General features: G+C 61.2%; 11 protein-coding genes and 1 pseudogene. 7 read left to right on the plus strand and 5 right to left on the minus strand.

Features of this window, described 5'->3' with window-relative positions:
* Nucleotides 1-16: 16 nt before the first annotated feature.
* From holA to leuS, 3 genes are read right to left on the minus strand one after another with little or no spacing between them, the layout of a single operon-like run.
* Entirely contained in the window at nucleotides 17-1,057 is a 1,041-nt protein-coding gene (gene holA / locus HJB89_RS13425; protein ID WP_221150050.1) for a DNA polymerase III subunit delta, read from the minus strand.
* Nucleotides 1,058-1,067: 10 nt separating this feature from the next.
* Nucleotides 1,068-1,589 (minus strand): LPS assembly lipoprotein LptE, encoded by a 522-nt coding sequence (lptE, locus tag HJB89_RS13430; protein WP_207582307.1) that lies wholly within the window; start codon nucleotides 1,587-1,589, stop codon nucleotides 1,068-1,070.
* Nucleotides 1,579-4,209, minus strand: coding sequence for a leucine--tRNA ligase (gene leuS / locus HJB89_RS13435; protein WP_221150051.1), 2,631 nt, complete (start codon nucleotides 4,207-4,209; stop codon nucleotides 1,579-1,581). The genes lptE and leuS overlap by 11 nt, the downstream gene beginning before the upstream one ends.
* 201 nt (nucleotides 4,210-4,410) lie before the next feature.
* Between leuS and HJB89_RS13440 the strand changes: the two genes are divergently transcribed.
* From HJB89_RS13440 to HJB89_RS13450, 3 genes and pseudogenes are all read left to right on the plus strand, one after another.
* Nucleotides 4,411-5,070: a YggS family pyridoxal phosphate-dependent enzyme gene (locus HJB89_RS13440; RefSeq protein ID WP_221150053.1), complete on the plus strand. Its 660-nt coding sequence runs from the start codon at nucleotides 4,411-4,413 to the stop codon at nucleotides 5,068-5,070.
* Nucleotides 5,071-5,182: 112 nt separating this feature from the next.
* Nucleotides 5,183-7,093, plus strand: a complete 1,911-nt coding sequence (locus tag HJB89_RS13445; protein ID WP_221150054.1) for a propionyl-CoA synthetase — start codon at nucleotides 5,183-5,185, stop codon at nucleotides 7,091-7,093.
* A pseudogene (locus HJB89_RS13450) lies at nucleotides 7,086-7,184 on the plus strand (flagellin); the annotation flags it as partial. The gene HJB89_RS13445 and the pseudogene HJB89_RS13450, both read left to right, overlap by 8 nt.
* Before the next feature lie 79 nt (nucleotides 7,185-7,263).
* On the opposite strand, the gene HJB89_RS13455 reads toward HJB89_RS13450, so the two are convergent.
* A complete protein-coding gene (locus HJB89_RS13455) occupies nucleotides 7,264-7,968 on the minus strand; it encodes a DUF1013 domain-containing protein (RefSeq protein ID WP_007632151.1) in 705 nt (234 codons plus the stop codon).
* A gap of 229 nt (nucleotides 7,969-8,197) precedes the next feature.
* Here HJB89_RS13455 and acs point away from each other — a divergent pair, with 229 nt between their 5' ends.
* Nucleotides 8,198-10,153, plus strand: a complete 1,956-nt coding sequence (acs, locus tag HJB89_RS13460; RefSeq protein WP_221150055.1) for an acetate--CoA ligase — start codon at nucleotides 8,198-8,200, stop codon at nucleotides 10,151-10,153.
* A gap of 185 nt (nucleotides 10,154-10,338) precedes the next feature.
* Here the strand turns inward: acs and HJB89_RS13465 are convergent, their stop codons facing one another.
* Complete coding sequence (locus tag HJB89_RS13465) at nucleotides 10,339-10,563, minus strand: DUF1674 domain-containing protein (protein WP_207582303.1); 225 nt, start codon at nucleotides 10,561-10,563, stop codon at nucleotides 10,339-10,341.
* 110 nt (nucleotides 10,564-10,673) lie between these two features.
* Here HJB89_RS13465 and htpX point away from each other — a divergent pair, with 110 nt between their 5' ends.
* The 3 genes from htpX to HJB89_RS13480 all read left to right on the plus strand — a co-directional run bounded on the left by htpX (nucleotide 10,674) and on the right by HJB89_RS13480 (nucleotide 14,861).
* Nucleotides 10,674-11,636: a zinc metalloprotease HtpX gene (htpX, locus tag HJB89_RS13470; RefSeq protein ID WP_207582302.1), complete on the plus strand. Its 963-nt coding sequence runs from the start codon at nucleotides 10,674-10,676 to the stop codon at nucleotides 11,634-11,636.
* Complete coding sequence (locus HJB89_RS13475) at nucleotides 11,627-13,015, plus strand: RsmB/NOP family class I SAM-dependent RNA methyltransferase (RefSeq protein WP_221150056.1); 1,389 nt, start codon at nucleotides 11,627-11,629, stop codon at nucleotides 13,013-13,015. Before htpX ends, HJB89_RS13475 begins: the two co-directional genes overlap by 10 nt.
* Before the next feature lie 172 nt (nucleotides 13,016-13,187).
* A complete protein-coding gene (locus HJB89_RS13480) occupies nucleotides 13,188-14,861 on the plus strand; it encodes a heparinase II/III family protein (RefSeq protein ID WP_221150057.1) in 1,674 nt (557 codons plus the stop codon).
* Nucleotides 14,862-14,920: the final 59 nt, after the last annotated feature.

Here is a 14,920-nt window from a genome sequence, read left to right on the forward strand (position 1 = left end):
ATTCCGGGATAGCGCGTTAGGCAGATTTACGCCCGGATTGAAGGGTGGTGGAGAGAAGCGTTTGCATCGCAACGCTATCCTCCAGAACCTGTCGCCGTCGGCTCTGCAAGATCGCGGCCTGCAGACGATTGGATTCACGAGCGATGCTTTCCGCTGTCCATTGGCGTAGCGCCTGTTCGATGATCGGCTTGCGGCGGAAATGCAGGTGACGACCCATGGTCTGCATGATCTGGGGCGCCTGCAGGCGCTTTTCTTCCATTTCGGCGCGCATCGTATCGAGAAGCTGAAACTGTTTCAGGCATGCCTGGAGCACGAGAAAGATCGCGGTTTTCGAGCTGCTGATCTTCTGCATGGCGTGCATAAAACCGTTGAGATCGCCACTCAGGATAGCGTCGACCGCATCGTCAACGGAGATCGCACTGGCATCACCGATTATTTCGGTAACGTGATGTTCCTCGACCGTATCGAACCCGCGACAATAAAGGGCAAGCTTGCGCACCTCGTTGCGTGACGCGATGCGGTCACCGCCGATCAATGCGATCAGCGCCTGGCGCGCAGCCGGGGTGATGCCGAGCTTCTCCGCGCCGAGTTCAACGTCGATCAGGGCATTCAGGGCACGGCTGTCATCGGCGTAAGACGGGATCGTCATGATCGATCGCGCGGCCTCGGCCGTCTTGCGCAGCAAGGAGCCCTTCTTCAAGTCACCAGCCTCGACAATCAGATGGGCGGCTTCAAGTGGCTTTTCAGCCAGCAACGCTAAGGGATCGACAAGATATTTTTCATTGGCGGCGCCGCGGATCCAGATCAGCTTCTCACCGCCAAACAGCCCGATAGACTGAGCTTCGTCGAGCAGCCGTCCCGGATCCTTCTGCAGGTCGCCGATATCGAGCTTGGTCAGCGAGAAGGGATCATCGAGGGCGACACCGGTCTCGCCGGCAAGCAGAGCAGCACGCTCAGAGACGAGGCCGCGGTCGGGGCCATAGATGACGAATATCCGATAGTTCCGCACCGATTTCTGCAGGAAGGTCTCGAATTCGTGGGATTTTAACTCTGCCACATCACCGCCCTCAGCGGCTGAGCGCAGCGGCGATATCGGCTCCCACGAATTCCGCCACCTGATCCGCCGCGCGGTTCTGGGCATCACGGATTGCCCGCTGCTTGGCAAACTCCTGGTCAGGGAAATCCACCAGCGCCGTGGTTGCACGGCTGCCAGCCTTGATGACGTGATTATCGGTCGCTGCGCGCAGCGTATAGGTGACGCTGACGGTCACACGACCGGCTCGCGAGGTATCGGCCGAATCCCGAAGCAGAGTATCGGCGACAGACGAAGTTGTATGCATCTCGACCTGAAATTCCGGCTTTTCAGGTTCGCCGGCCCCACGCGAGGCTATAAAAATCAAGCGATTGCGGACTTGCTGCTCGACCCGGCTGCCTGCCGGGGAAAAGCCGACCGAGGAAAGCTTTTCGGTGAGACCGGAATTTTCCGAGTAGAGCGGCCGAACCTGGCAGGCAGAGAGAAAAGCCGTGGAGGCCAGGATCATGGCGATGCCGGCATTGCGGACCAGCTTGTAAGCGATATCAGACGACAATGTTTACAATCCTTTGGGGAACCACGATGATCTTCTTCGGTGCCTGTCCGTTGAGCGCGTTTTTCACCGCATCCAGCTCCAGCACGGCGTCGGTGACGGCATTCTGATCTGCGTCGCGAGAAATTGTCAATTCAGCGCGTTTCCTGCCGTTGATCTGTACGGGCAGGACGACATCATTTTCGATGACGAGCGTCTCGTCGTATCGCGGCCAGTCGGTTCGGGCAAGCAGCCCTTCATTGCCGAGTGCCGTCCAGCATTCCTCAGCCAGATGCGGCGTCATCGGCGCGACCAGCTGGATCAGGATCTCGGCGGCATCACGCACTGCTGCGCGATAGGTGACATCACCCTCGCCCGTCGCAACCCTGGTCATCGGCGCGGCCAGCGCGTTCACCAGTTCATAAATTCGGGCGACCGCCTTGTTGAACCAGAGCTTGTCATAATCGTTTTCGACAGCCTTCAGCGTCTTGTGAGCGGCCTGCGAAATCGACAGCGCTTCCCCCTCGGTTGCCGGCGCAGGCGCGACGGTCGAGAGTGCCTCCGCGGCTTCAGAAATCAACCGCCACAGACGTTGGGTGAAACGGTGGGCGCCTTCGACGCCGGCCTCGGACCAGATGACATCACGCTCCGGAGGGGAGTCGGACAGAACGAAGAAACGGGCGGTATCGGCGCCATAGGAGGCGATGATATCGTCGGGGTCGACGACGTTCTTCTTCGATTTCGACATCTTCTCGATCGAGCCGATCGCGACTTCTTCGTTGCTCGTCAGGAGAAAAGCCCGGCGTTTGCCGTCAAGCTCGTCGATGCGGATATCGGCCGGTGCCACCCACTCGCGGCCGGCGCCGGCGTCACGGCTATAGGTTTCATGGACCACCATACCCTGGGTGAAGAGACCCTTGAAGGGTTCGGTGGCGGCAACATGGCCGGTCTCGCGCATGGCGCGGGTGAAGAAGCGGGAATAGAGCAGGTGCAGAATCGCGTGCTCGATGCCGCCGATATACTGGTCGACCGGCAGCCAGCGGTTAGCCGCCTCAGGATCGGTCGGTTTTCCCTCCCAGGGCGCGGTAAAACGGGTGAAATACCAGCTCGAATCGACGAACGTATCCATCGTATCCGTCTCGCGGCGGGCGTCCTTGCCGCAGGTCGGGCAGGAGACGTGCCGCCAGGTTGGATGACGGTCGAGAGGATTGCCCGGCTGGTCGAAGGTGACGTCGTCGGGCAGCTTGACCGGCAGGTCCTTCTTCGGTACCGGCACGACGCCGCAATCATCGCAGTGGATGACCGGGATCGGGCAGCCCCAATAACGCTGCCGGGAAATGCCCCAGTCGCGCAGACGGAAATTGACCTTGCGCTCGCCCTGCGGCGTATTGCCCAGCGAAGCGGCCGACAGCCGGTCGGCAACAATATTGAAGGCTTCCTCGGTCGTCTTGCCGTCGAGGAAGCGCGAATTGATCATCACACCCTCGCCGTCATAGGCGGTGTCGCCGACGTAAAAGCTTGCCGCATCGCCATCCCTCGGCATGACGACAGGCACGACCGGTAGGCCATATTTCCGAGCAAAATCAAGGTCGCGCTGGTCGCCCGCGGGGCAGCCGAAGATCGCGCCCGTGCCATAATCCATCAGGACGAAATTGGCGATGTAGACCGGCAGCTCCCAGGAGGGATCAAGCGGATGCCGGACGCGGATACCGGTATCCATGCCCTTCTTCTCGGCGGTCTCGAGGGCGGCGAGCGACGTGCCGGCGCGGCGGCACTCCTCGCAGAAGGCTTCGATCTCCGCGTTCTTAGCGGCGGCATCCTTTGCCAATGGATGATCGGCGGCAATTGCCAGGAAGGAGGCGCCGAAGAGCGTGTCCGGCCGAGTCGTATAGACGGTGACTTCGCTTTCGCCGGCAGGTGCCGTTTCCGGCACGATCTCCCAGCGGATCGTCAAGCCTTCCGAGCGGCCAATCCAGTTCTTCTGCATCAGGCGCACTTTTTCCGGCCATTGGTCGAGCGTATCCAGCGCGTCCAGCAGGTCCTGGCTGAAATCGGTGATCTTGAAGAACCATTGCGTCAATTCGCGTTGTTCGACCAGTGCGCCGGAGCGCCAGCCGCGGCCATCGATCACCTGCTCGTTGGCGAGCACGGTATTGTCGACGGGGTCCCAGTTGACCTTCGACTGCTTGCGGTAGACCAGGCCCTTCTCCAGGAAATCCAGGAAGAGATGCTGCTGATGCTGGTAATATTCGACATCGCAGGTGGCGAATTCGCGGCTCCAATCCAGCGACAGCCCCATGGCCTTCAGCTGCGCCTTCATCGAGCCGATATTCTGGTAGGTCCAGGAGGCCGGATGCACGCCGCGCTCCATGGCGGCATTTTCCGCCGGCATGCCGAAGGCGTCCCAGCCCATCGGATGCAATACGTTGTAGCCGCGGGCGCGTTTATAGCGGGCAACGACGTCGCCCATGGCGTAATTGCGGACATGGCCCATATGGATGCGCCCCGACGGATAGGGGAACATTTCGAGGACGTAATATTTTTCGCGCGGATCGGAATTGTCGGTCTCGAAGACCTTGTCTTCATTCCATTTCTGCTGCCAGCGGGGCTCGGCGTCGCGCGGATTATAACGTTCGGTGGCCATGGTATTCGAAATTCCGGAAAATCAGGGGAGGTTGGTCGAGACCTTCACCATGAAACCACCGTAGCGTCAAGTTTTGCAGGCGCTGCAAGCGGCTGATCTTCATCCCGGCTGGGGGATTTCGCGAGAGCGGGTCTTGGCAAGCACAGATTGGCTGGTTAGTTCATTGCCAATCCTTTCATGCTGGTATGTCGAGGCAGAACGATGGAACTTCAAGAGCGCTTGAACGACGTGCGGTCGCGGATTGCGACTGGGGAACGCCAGGCGGGTCGTCCGGCTGGTTCCGTTCAGCTCGTCGCGGTGTCGAAGACCTTCGAGGCGGAGGCGATCGGCCCGGCCATCGAAGCCGGACAGTGTGTCTTCGGCGAGAACCGGGTGCAGGAAAGCCAGGGCAAATGGCCGGCGCTGAAGGCCGAGCGGCCGGATATCGTGCTGCACCTGATCGGACCTCTGCAGTCGAACAAGGCGGCGGATGCGGTGGCGCTCTTCGATGTCATCGAGACGGTGGACCGGGCAAAGATCGCCCGCGCGCTTGCCGAGGAAATGAAGCGGCAGGGCAAGACGACGCGGCTCTACGTCCAGGTCAATACCGGGCTCGAACCGCAGAAGGCCGGTATCGCTCCTGACGACACACCAGCTTTCGTCACCCTCTGCCGCGAAGAACTCGGTCTTTCCATCGAGGGTTTGATGTGCATTCCGCCGGCCGAGGAAAATCCTGGGCCGCATTTCGCCTTGCTGGCAAAGCTCGCGCTCAAATGCGGGGTCGAAAAACTGTCCATGGGCATGTCGGGCGACTATGAGACGGCGATCGCCTTCGGCGCCACCAGCGTGCGCGTCGGATCGGCGATTTTCGGCGTGCGCTAAAGCAGGCCGGCCCGCCCTAAACTCATCCTGTTCCGATACGCTGCTTTGGTCGGGCTTCCCGTCCCGCCCTCCCCCGCTTAGATTGAGGCTTGCATGTCCTGGGGAGGAGCAGATGCAGAACGGCTATGATCAGGCCTATGCGGCTTGGAAACGCGATCCCGAAGCCTTCTGGCGCGAAGCAGCCGACGATATCGACTGGTTCAAACCGCCTGAACAGGTATTTTCATCCGACGAAGGCGTCTATGGCCGTTGGTTCTCAGGGGCCGAAACCAATACCTGCCACAATTGCCTGGACCGGCATGTGGCGGCCGGGCGCGGCGGCGAGACGGCGGTGATCTTCGACAGTGCGATGACCGGCGAGAAGCGCCGTTTCAGCTACGACGAAGTCCTTGACGAGGTAAAAGCCATCGCCGCGACACTGATCGACCTCGGCATCGGTAAAGGCGATCGTGTCATCCTCTATATGCCGATGGTCCCACAGGCCGTGTTTTCGATGCTTGCCTGCGCCCGCATCGGTGCCGTTCACTCGGTCGTCTTCGGTGGCTTTGCCGCCAGCGAGCTTGCGGCCCGTATCGATGATTGCGGTGCGAAGCTGGTGATCACCGCGAGTTGTGGGCTCGAGCCTGGCCGCATCGTTGCCTACAAGCCTCTGGTCGACCAGGCGATCGAGATCGCGCATTCGAAGCCGGAGCGCTGTCTGGTGCTGCAGCGGCCGGAGCTTCGGGCAGATCTCGCCGGAGGTCGCGACCAGGATTTCGAGGCGGCGGTGGCGCGGCATCGCGGCGCCGAGATCGACTGTGTTCCGGTCACGGCGACCGACCCGCTCTACATCCTCTATACCTCGGGTACCACCGGGCAGCCGAAGGGCGTCGTGCGCGACAATGGCGGCCATCTGGTCGCGCTCAATTGGTCGATGCGGAATATCTATGGCTTGAAGCCGGGAGAGGTCTTCTGGACGGCTTCGGATATCGGCTGGGTCGTCGGACATTCCTATATTGTCTATGCCCCGCTGATATCGGGCGTAACCACGGTGATCTACGAGGGAAAACCGGTCGGCACGCCGGATGCCGGGGCATTCTGGCGCATCGTTTCGGAGCATAAGGTGCGTGTTCTCTTCACCGCGCCAACGGCATTCCGCGCCATCCGACGGGAAGACGGTGACGGTGAACTGTTGCGCCTATATGCGATGCCGGATTTACGGGCGCTGTTTCTTGCCGGCGAGAGGGCGGACCCGGAGACGCTGAAATGGGCGGAGCGCATGCTCGCCATACCCGTCATCGATCACTGGTGGCAGACGGAGACCGGCTGGCCGATCGCAGCCAATCCGCTCGGCCTCGGCGCCCTTCCCGTCAAGCATGGTTCGCCGGCGCTGCCGATGCCCGGCTATGACATTGCGGTGCTCGACGATGCCGGCCATTCGACCGAGGCGCGGACGCTCGGCAATATCGTCGTGAAGCTGCCCCTGCCGCCCGGTTGCCTGCCGACCCTCTGGAATGCCGACGAACGTTTCCGATCGGCCTATCTCGACGAGTTTCCGGGCTACTACAAGACGGCCGACGCCGGTTATATCGACGAGGATGGCTATCTCTTCATCATGTCGCGCACCGACGACATCATCAATTGCGCCGGTCATCGGCTCTCGACCGGGGCGATGGAGGAAGTCTGCGCCCGCCATCCCGATGTCGCCGAATGCGCGGTGATCGGCGTGATCGATACGTTGAAGGGCCAGGTGCCGTGCGGTTTCCTGGTGCTGAAACGGAATGTTTCCCGCGACACGATGGCAATCGAATCAGAGGTCGTGGGGATGATTCGCGATTCGATCGGACCTGTCGCCGCCTTCAAGATGGCCATCATCGTCAACCGTTTGCCGAAGACCCGCTCCGGCAAAATCCTGCGCGGCACGATGCAGAAGATCGCTGATGGCATACCCTGGAAAATGCCTGCAACCATCGATGATCCAATGGTTTTAGAGGAAATTTCCGAGGCGCTGCGCCAGCGCGGTCTAGGTTCCCTGCCGATGTGAATCGTTGCAGACGCAGCAGCAGCTTGCCATCCAGTCACTCTCGATCGCCAACAGCTCGGCGCAGAACATCTTCACCCTGTTCCGCAGCTAATTCGAAACAGGCAATCCGCAACAAAAAACCCCGCCGGTCAGCTCATACCGGCGGGGTTTTTCATGAGATCGTCGATGCCTCAGTACTGATCGTCGTCTTCGTCCTTCGGCGCCGAGCGCAGCGAACTCAGCTTGCGGAAGACGGCATCGGCGTCGATTTCCTTTTCCTTTTCCTCCTCGCGCTCGTAGCTCGGGGTCAGGCGCTCGGTTTCCTGAGCGGATTGCAGCGTCGCGCCGAGCTCGGCGGCGGTCGGCAGCGGACGGCCCTTGGAAGCCTTTTCCACTTCCATGTCGAGATCGATCTGGCTGCAGAGGCCGAGCGTTACCGGATCCATCGGCGCCAGATTGGCGGAGTTCCAGTGGGTGCGCTCGCGGATCTGCTCGATGGTCGATTTCGTGGTGCCGACGAGGCGGGAAATCTGCGCGTCCTTAAGCTCCGGATGGTTGCGAACGAGCCAGAGAATAGCGTTCGGGCGGTCCTGACGCTTGGACACCGGCGTATAACGCGGGCCGCGGCGCTTGGATTCCGGCACCCGCACCTTCGGTTCGGAAAGCTTCAGCTTGTGGTTCGGATTGGCTTCGGCGCGGGCGATCTCGTCGCGGGACAGCTGTCCGGTCGAGATCGGGTCGAGGCCCTTGATACCCTGCGCCGCTTCGCCATCGGCGATTGCCTTGACTTCGAGCGGATGCAGTTTGCAGAACTGCGCGATCTGATCGAAAGACAGTGCCGTATTGTCGACGAGCCAGATGGCTGTCGCCTTCGGCATGAGCAGTGTTTGAGCCATGGATATAGTCCTTCTATCGTCCGCGCCGGTCGCGGTCCGTGGATTGTCACCACAATGTCCGGGAAATATGCCGCTATATAACCGCACTGTCGCAGAATTGCAATTCTTCCGAAATCAAATGACCTTTGTCTAATTGCCGTGGCGATCCGAGCTGCTATGAATTGCCGTGATTTGAATCCGGGCCCTAAAACTCACCTGGCCCGTCGCATGTCCCATGAGGAGGAGTTGCATGTCGGAGAAGATCTATCCGGTCACGAAGCCGGTGAAGGCGCGCGCCCTGATCGATAAGGAAAAGTACCTGAAATGGTACGAGGAAAGCGTCGAGAACCCCGACAAATTCTGGGGCAAACACGGCAAACGGATCGACTGGTTCAAGCCCTATACCAAGGTCAAGAACACGTCCTTTACCGGCAAGGTCTCGATCAAGTGGTTCGAGGACGGTCAGACCAACGTCTCCTACAATTGCATCGACCGCCATTTGAAGACCAATGGCGATCAGGTGGCGATCATCTGGGAAGGCGACAATCCTTATATCGACAAGAAGGTCACCTATAACGAACTCTACGAGCACGTCTGCCGGATGGCGAACGTGTTGAAGAAGCACGGTGTCAAGAAGGGCGATCGCGTCACAATCTACATGCCGATGATCCCGGAATCGGCCTATGCGATGCTTGCCTGCGCCCGCATCGGCGCGGTGCATTCGGTGGTCTTCGGCGGCTTCTCGCCCGAGGCGCTGGCCGGACGCATCGTCGACTGCGAATCCACCTTCGTCATTACCTGCGACGAAGGTCTGCGCGGCGGCAAGCCGGTGCCGCTGAAGGACAATACCGATACGGCGATCCATATCGCGGCCCGCCAGCATGTGCATGTCAGCAAGGTGTTGGTGGTGCGCCGCACCGGCGGCAAGACCGGCTGGGCGCCCGGCCGCGATCTCTGGCATCATCAGGAGATCGCGACGGTGAAGGCGGAATGCCCGCCGGTGAAGATGAAGGCGGAAGATCCGCTGTTCATTCTCTATACCTCAGGCTCGACCGGCAAGCCGAAGGGCGTGCTGCACACGACGGGCGGTTACCTCGTCTATGCGGCGATGACGCATGAATACGTCTTCGATTACCATGACGGCGATGTCTACTGGTGCACGGCCGATGTCGGCTGGGTCACTGGCCACTCCTATATCGTCTATGGGCCGCTCGCCAATTGCGCGACGACGCTGATGTTCGAGGGCGTGCCGAATTTTCCGGACCAAGGCCGTTTCTGGGAAGTCATCGACAAGCACAAGGTCAATATCTTCTATACGGCGCCGACGGCGATCCGTTCGTTGATGGGCGCCGGCGACGAGTTCGTCACCCGTTCCTCGCGAGCGTCGCTGCGCCTGCTTGGCACCGTCGGCGAGCCGATCAACCCGGAAGCCTGGGAATGGTATTACAATGTCGTCGGCGACAAGCGCTGCCCGGTCATCGATACCTGGTGGCAGACGGAAACCGGCGGCCACATGATCACGCCGCTGCCTGGCGCCACCGATCTGAAACCCGGCTCGGCGACGGTGCCGTTCTTCGGCGTCAAACCGCAGCTGGTCGACAATGAGGGCAAGGTGCTGGAAGGCGCTGCCGACGGCAATCTCTGCATCACCGATAGCTGGCCCGGCCAGATGCGCACGGTCTATGGCGATCATGATCGCTTCATCCAGACCTATTTCTCCACCTACAAGGGCAAGTATTTCACCGGTGACGGCTGCCGGCGCGATGCCGATGGCTATTACTGGATCACCGGTCGTGTCGACGATGTGCTCAACGTCTCCGGCCACCGGCTCGGCACCGCCGAGGTGGAATCGGCACTTGTCTCGCACAATCTGGTTTCGGAAGCCGCGGTCGTCGGTTATCCGCATGCGATCAAGGGCCAGGGGATCTATTGCTATGTGACGCTGATGGCCGGCCATGAGGGTACGGATGCGCTGCGCCAGGATCTGGTGAAACACGTGCGCGCCGAAATCGGCCCGATCGCGCAGCCGGACAAGATCCAGTTCGCGCCCGGCCTGCCGAAGACCCGCTCCGGCAAGATCATGCGCCGTATCCTGCGCAAGATCGCCGAAGACGATTTCGGTGCTCTCGGCGATACCTCGACGCTCGCCGATCCAGCCGTCGTCGACGATCTGATCGCCAACCGGCAAAACAAGGCGACCGCCTGAGATATCGAGCCGTTCCGGCCCAGGTTGCTGGGACGGCTCACCTTACTTCCACAATTGGATGCGTGGCCAGCCGTTCAAGAGAAAGTCGCCGGCAAGACTACGTTAGCCGGATTCTCGGCAAATGAACCAGCATTTCGCCGAGCGCATGCGCGCATCCAGGTCCCGACCGAGGCGAGAAAATTTACCTAGAAATCGATTGCCCGGCCATTGATCTCATAATCGCCGAAGCGGGCCGGCTCGGCTCCGCCGCGGCCGCCGGTCTCCGGCGGCAGCTCCGGCGGCTTCTGGTTCTTTCGCCGCTCCTCGGCTTCGGCGAGCGCACGTTCGGCAGCCGGGGACAGCATCCTGCGCGGCGGCTCCGATCCCTCGGCCGTCGGCGTTTCGCTATTGTCGTTATCGGCGTCCTGCATGGCATCTCCTGCCGGAAAATATTGAAAATGGCTGGCGAATAACCAAATCATAATGCGCCGGCGGCGGGATTGAAAGCTTGTGACGGCGAAATCGGAGATGGAGATCCGCAATGAACCTCGTTCGCACTGCCATGTTGCTTGCCTTCATGACGGCGCTTTTCATGTTTGTCGGCTTTCTGATCGGCGGTCGCGCAGGCATGATGATCGCATTCGTCATCGCCGCCGGGATGAACTTCTTTTCCTATTGGAATTCCGACCGCATGGTGCTTTCGGCCTATCGCGCCCAGGAAGTCGATGAACGCAACGCGCCGGAATTCTTTGCGATCGTGCGGGATCTCGCCCGCAATGCCGGCCTGCCGATGCCGAAGGTCTATCTCTACGACAGCCCGCAGCCGAATGCCTTCGCCACCGGCCGCAATCCCGACAACGCAGCCGTCGCCGCTTCCACCGGCCTGCTCAGCGCTTTGTCTGCCGAGGAGGTCGCGGCCGTGATGGCGCATGAGCTGGCCCACATCCAGAACCGCGACACGCTGACGATGACGATCACGGCAACGCTTGCCGGGGCGATCTCGATGCTTGGCAATTTTGCTTTCTTCTTCGGCGGCAACCGTGAAAACAACAACAATCCCCTTGGATTCGTCGGAGTTCTCCTTGCTATGATCGTGGCGCCGCTTGCCGCCATGCTGGTGCAGATGGCGATCAGCCGGACGCGTGAATATTCGGCGGACCGCCGGGGCGCCGAAATCTGCGGCAATCCGCTCTGGCTGGCTTCGGCGCTCGGCAAGATTGCCCGCGGCGCTGCCCATGTGCCGAACGCGGATGCCGAGCGCAACCCGGCGACGGCGCATATGTTCATCATCAATCCGCTCTCCGGCGAGCGTATGGACAATCTGTTTTCCACCCATCCAAACACGGAAAACCGCATCGCTGCGCTACAGGACATGGCGCAGGGCGGCATGAACGTCTCGACGCCGCCGGTTCGGGCTGCTAATCCGTCGCGCAAATCGCGCTCTGTTCCGGATACGGGTCTTGGTCGCGGTGGTTCGCAACCGCCAAAAGGTCCATGGTCTTGAATTCAGACGGCACAAAGAAACCATTCCGCAAGCATAAGCCGTCCACCGAGCGATCTGCGCCGGCCAAACCCGGAATGCAGGCGCGGGCTGCGGCGGCAAAAATTCTTGCGGCCGTCGTCGATCGCAGACTACCGCTCGACGGCGCTCTCGACCATGAACATGGCAATCCGGCCTACCGGGCGCTCGGCGAAAACGACCGGGCGCTTGTCCGTGCCATCCTGAACACGACGCTGCGCCATCTGCCGCGCATCGATGCCGCGATTGCAGCGCTGCTGGAATCGCCACTGCCGGAAGGGGCGCGGGCGCTGCACCATGTGCTTGCAATCGGGGCGGCGCAGATTCTCTATCTCGACGTGCCGGATCATTCGGCCGTCGATCTTGCCGTCGAGCAGGCCAATCAGGATCCGCGTAATCGGCGTTTTGCCAAGCTGGTCAATGCCATTCTCCGCCGGCTCGGCCGCGAGAAGGAGCAGGTGCTCGACAAGATCGGCCAGGTCGCGCCGATGCCGGCCTGGTTCATCGCCAGGCTGGAAAAAGCCTATGGCCGGGACGCGGCGCTGGCGATTTCGGAATCTCAGCTTCAGCCGGCAGCGATCGACCTGACCGTCAAGTCCGACCCCGAAGGCTGGGCAAAGCGGCTGCACGGCGCTGTCCTGCCGACCGGCAGCGTGCGGCTTGCCGCCTTCGATGGCGGCATTCCTTCGCTCCAAGGCTTCGACGAGGGCGCGTGGTGGGTGCAGGATGCGGCTGCAAGCATCCCGGCTCAGCTTTTCGGCGATCTCTCGGACAAACGGACCGCCGATCTCTGCGCCGCGCCGGGGGGCAAGACGGCGCAGCTCATTCTTGCCGGCGGCGCAGTCACCGCACTCGACCAGTCGGAAAGCCGGCTGAGACGGCTGCGGTCGAACCTCGACAGACTCGGTTTGAAGGCGGAGACGATTGCAGCAGATCTGACGACGTTCGAGCCGGCGGAGCGTTTCGATGCGATCCTGCTCGATGCCCCCTGCTCGTCCACCGGCACGACACGCCGGCACCCCGACGTGCTTTGGACCAAGGGAGCTGAGGATATCGCCAGGCTGGCGGCGCTGCAGGAACGGCTGCTGCGTCATGCGCTGACCCTGCTGAAGCCGGGCGGCACGCTGATTTTTTCGAATTGTTCGCTCGATCCTGTCGAGGGTGAGGACGTCGTTGCCCGTGTTCTTGCCGACACCGGTGCGGTCCAGCGTGTTCCGATCGATCCCGGTCGCTGGCCGGGCCTTGAAGCGGCGATCACGCCGCTCGGTGAATTCCGCACGCTTCCGACCATGCTGAAAATGCCCGATGGCATCGCCTCCGGCCTTGACGGCTTCTATGCCGCCGTGCTGCGGCGCGTGGCCTGATTGCGGGCTTGGGTGCCCGGTGTCAGGCAGGTCCCGTCCAAAAACCGCAGCGATCCCAGCTAAGCATGAATTTGCGTATATTCTAACCTTGTCACGAATTAATTCATTGCGGACGATGAAATCGGCCACTTTTCACCTATTCTTAACCACGAGGGTCAATAGACAATAGAATATGCAGTCCGGTCGGCGTTTTGCGAGCATGTATGTTCGGGAGGCTTGGCGGCGCGCCTTGCGCCGCGTCGCGTTGCTGCGCCTGAAGCTCCTCCGCCATTCGATCAACGCGCCCGAGCGTCTCATCGTCGCGCCGACCGATCTCCGCAGCATCGATTCGCATGTGGCCGACGAAATCCTCAACGGACGGTTTCTCCTGGCCGGGCGGATGTTGGAAACGAGTGGAAAGTCACCCTTCACCTTCACCCTGCCCTCGCGCCCCTTCGCCATCCGCCTTCACAGCTTCGGCTGGCTCCGGCACATGCGGGCGAACAAGACGGAGCGCAGCTCGGCTGCAGCCCGTGCGATCGTCGACAGCTGGCTCTCCATCCATGCCGGCCGCATGGAGGGGATTGCATGGGAGACCGACGTCACCGCCCAGCGCGTCATCGCCTGGCTGTCGCATTCGCCGGTGGTGTTGCAGAATGCCGACCGCGGCTTTTATCGCCGCTTCATGAAGTCGCTGGCGTTCCAGGTGAGGTTCCTGCACCGCATGGCGCCGTATACGCTTGGCGGTCTGGAGCTGTTTCGGCTGCGTATCGCGCTCGCCATGGCCTCGGTTGCCATGCCTGCCCGCGCATCCACGCTCAGAAAGGCGGCGCAGGCGCTCGACCGCGAATTCGATAGCCAGATTCTGCCGGATGGCGGCCATATCTCGCGCAATCCGCGCGTCGGCCTGGAATTGCTGCTCGATCTGCTGCCGCTAAGGCAAACCTATGTCAATCTCGGCCACGACCTGCCGCAGAAGCTGATTTCCGGCATCGACCGCATATACCCGGCATTGCGGTTCTTTCGCCATCAGGACGGGGATCTGGCGCTGTTCAACGGGGCGACCTCAACGTTGGCAAACGAGCTGATCTCCGTACTGCGCTATGACGAGACCGCCGGCCAGCCGTTCAAGGCCTTGCCGCATTCCCGCTATCAGCGGCTTTCCGGGGGAAAGACAGTAATCATTGCCGATGCCGGCACGCCGCCTTCGGGAGGCGCACTTCGGACCGTACATGCCGGTAGCCTCTCCTTCGAAATGTCGTCCGGCCGTCACCGTTTCATCGTCAATTCCGGTTCGCCGAAATTTAACGGGCACCGTTATGTCCAGATGGCGCGCACGACGGCGGCGCATTCGACGGTTATCCTCAACGACACCTCGTCCAGCCGTTTTTCGCCCTCGCCTTTCCTCAATCACGCGATCACCGAACCGGTGAGAACAGTCACCGTCGAGCGTTCCGAAACGGAGGATGGGCGCGACGGCATCAAGCTTAGCCACGACGGTTATCTCAGAGCGTTCGGGTTGTTGCATGAGCGTGAGCTGACACTCAATGCCGCAGGCTCGATCGTCACCGGCCGCGACCGGCTCGTCGTCCGGGAAGGATATGAGCATGACGAGCCGCTGAAGGCTGTCGCCCGTTTTCATATCCATCCGTCGATCGTCCTACATCAGGGTGACGGCGAGTCCGTGCTGCTGACGGCGCCAGACGGTGAAAGCTGGCTGTTTTCCGCACCCGGCAATGAAGTGCTGATCGCCGAGGACATCTTCTTTGCCGACAGCTCCGGCATTTGCGGTTCGGACCAGATCGAAATCGACTTCGATCTTGCCGAGAAGACGGAAATCCGTTGGTTTTTGTCCCGTAAGGGATAGCACCTGTTTGCGCGGCGACGAAGCTGTGCTAACGCGGCCTCAGAATGCGAGCGTCCTGG

The sequence above is a fragment of the Rhizobium sp. NZLR8 genome, assembly GCF_019685025.1.
Lineage (GTDB): Bacteria > Pseudomonadota > Alphaproteobacteria > Rhizobiales > Rhizobiaceae > Rhizobium.

Bases quoted from the DNA above. Each gene is read 5' to 3' on its own strand.
- acs (WP_221150055.1), top strand. From the start codon at position 8,198: ATGTCGGAGAAGATCTATCCGGTCACGAAGCCGGTGAAGGCGCGCGCC.
- HJB89_RS13455 (WP_007632151.1), bottom strand. From the start codon at position 7,968: ATGGCTCAAACACTGCTCATGCCGAAGGCGACAGCCATCTGGCTCGTC.
- htpX (WP_207582302.1), top strand. From the start codon at position 10,674: ATGAACCTCGTTCGCACTGCCATGTTGCTTGCCTTCATGACGGCGCTT.
- HJB89_RS13475 (WP_221150056.1), top strand. From the start codon at position 11,627: ATGGTCTTGAATTCAGACGGCACAAAGAAACCATTCCGCAAGCATAAG.
- HJB89_RS13445 (WP_221150054.1), top strand. From the start codon at position 5,183: ATGCAGAACGGCTATGATCAGGCCTATGCGGCTTGGAAACGCGATCCC.
- HJB89_RS13440 (WP_221150053.1), top strand. From the start codon at position 4,411: ATGGAACTTCAAGAGCGCTTGAACGACGTGCGGTCGCGGATTGCGACT.
- HJB89_RS13480 (WP_221150057.1), top strand. From the start codon at position 13,188: ATGCAGTCCGGTCGGCGTTTTGCGAGCATGTATGTTCGGGAGGCTTGG.
- leuS (WP_221150051.1), bottom strand. From the start codon at position 4,209: ATGGCCACCGAACGTTATAATCCGCGCGACGCCGAGCCCCGCTGGCAG.
- HJB89_RS13465 (WP_207582303.1), bottom strand. From the start codon at position 10,563: ATGCAGGACGCCGATAACGACAATAGCGAAACGCCGACGGCCGAGGGA.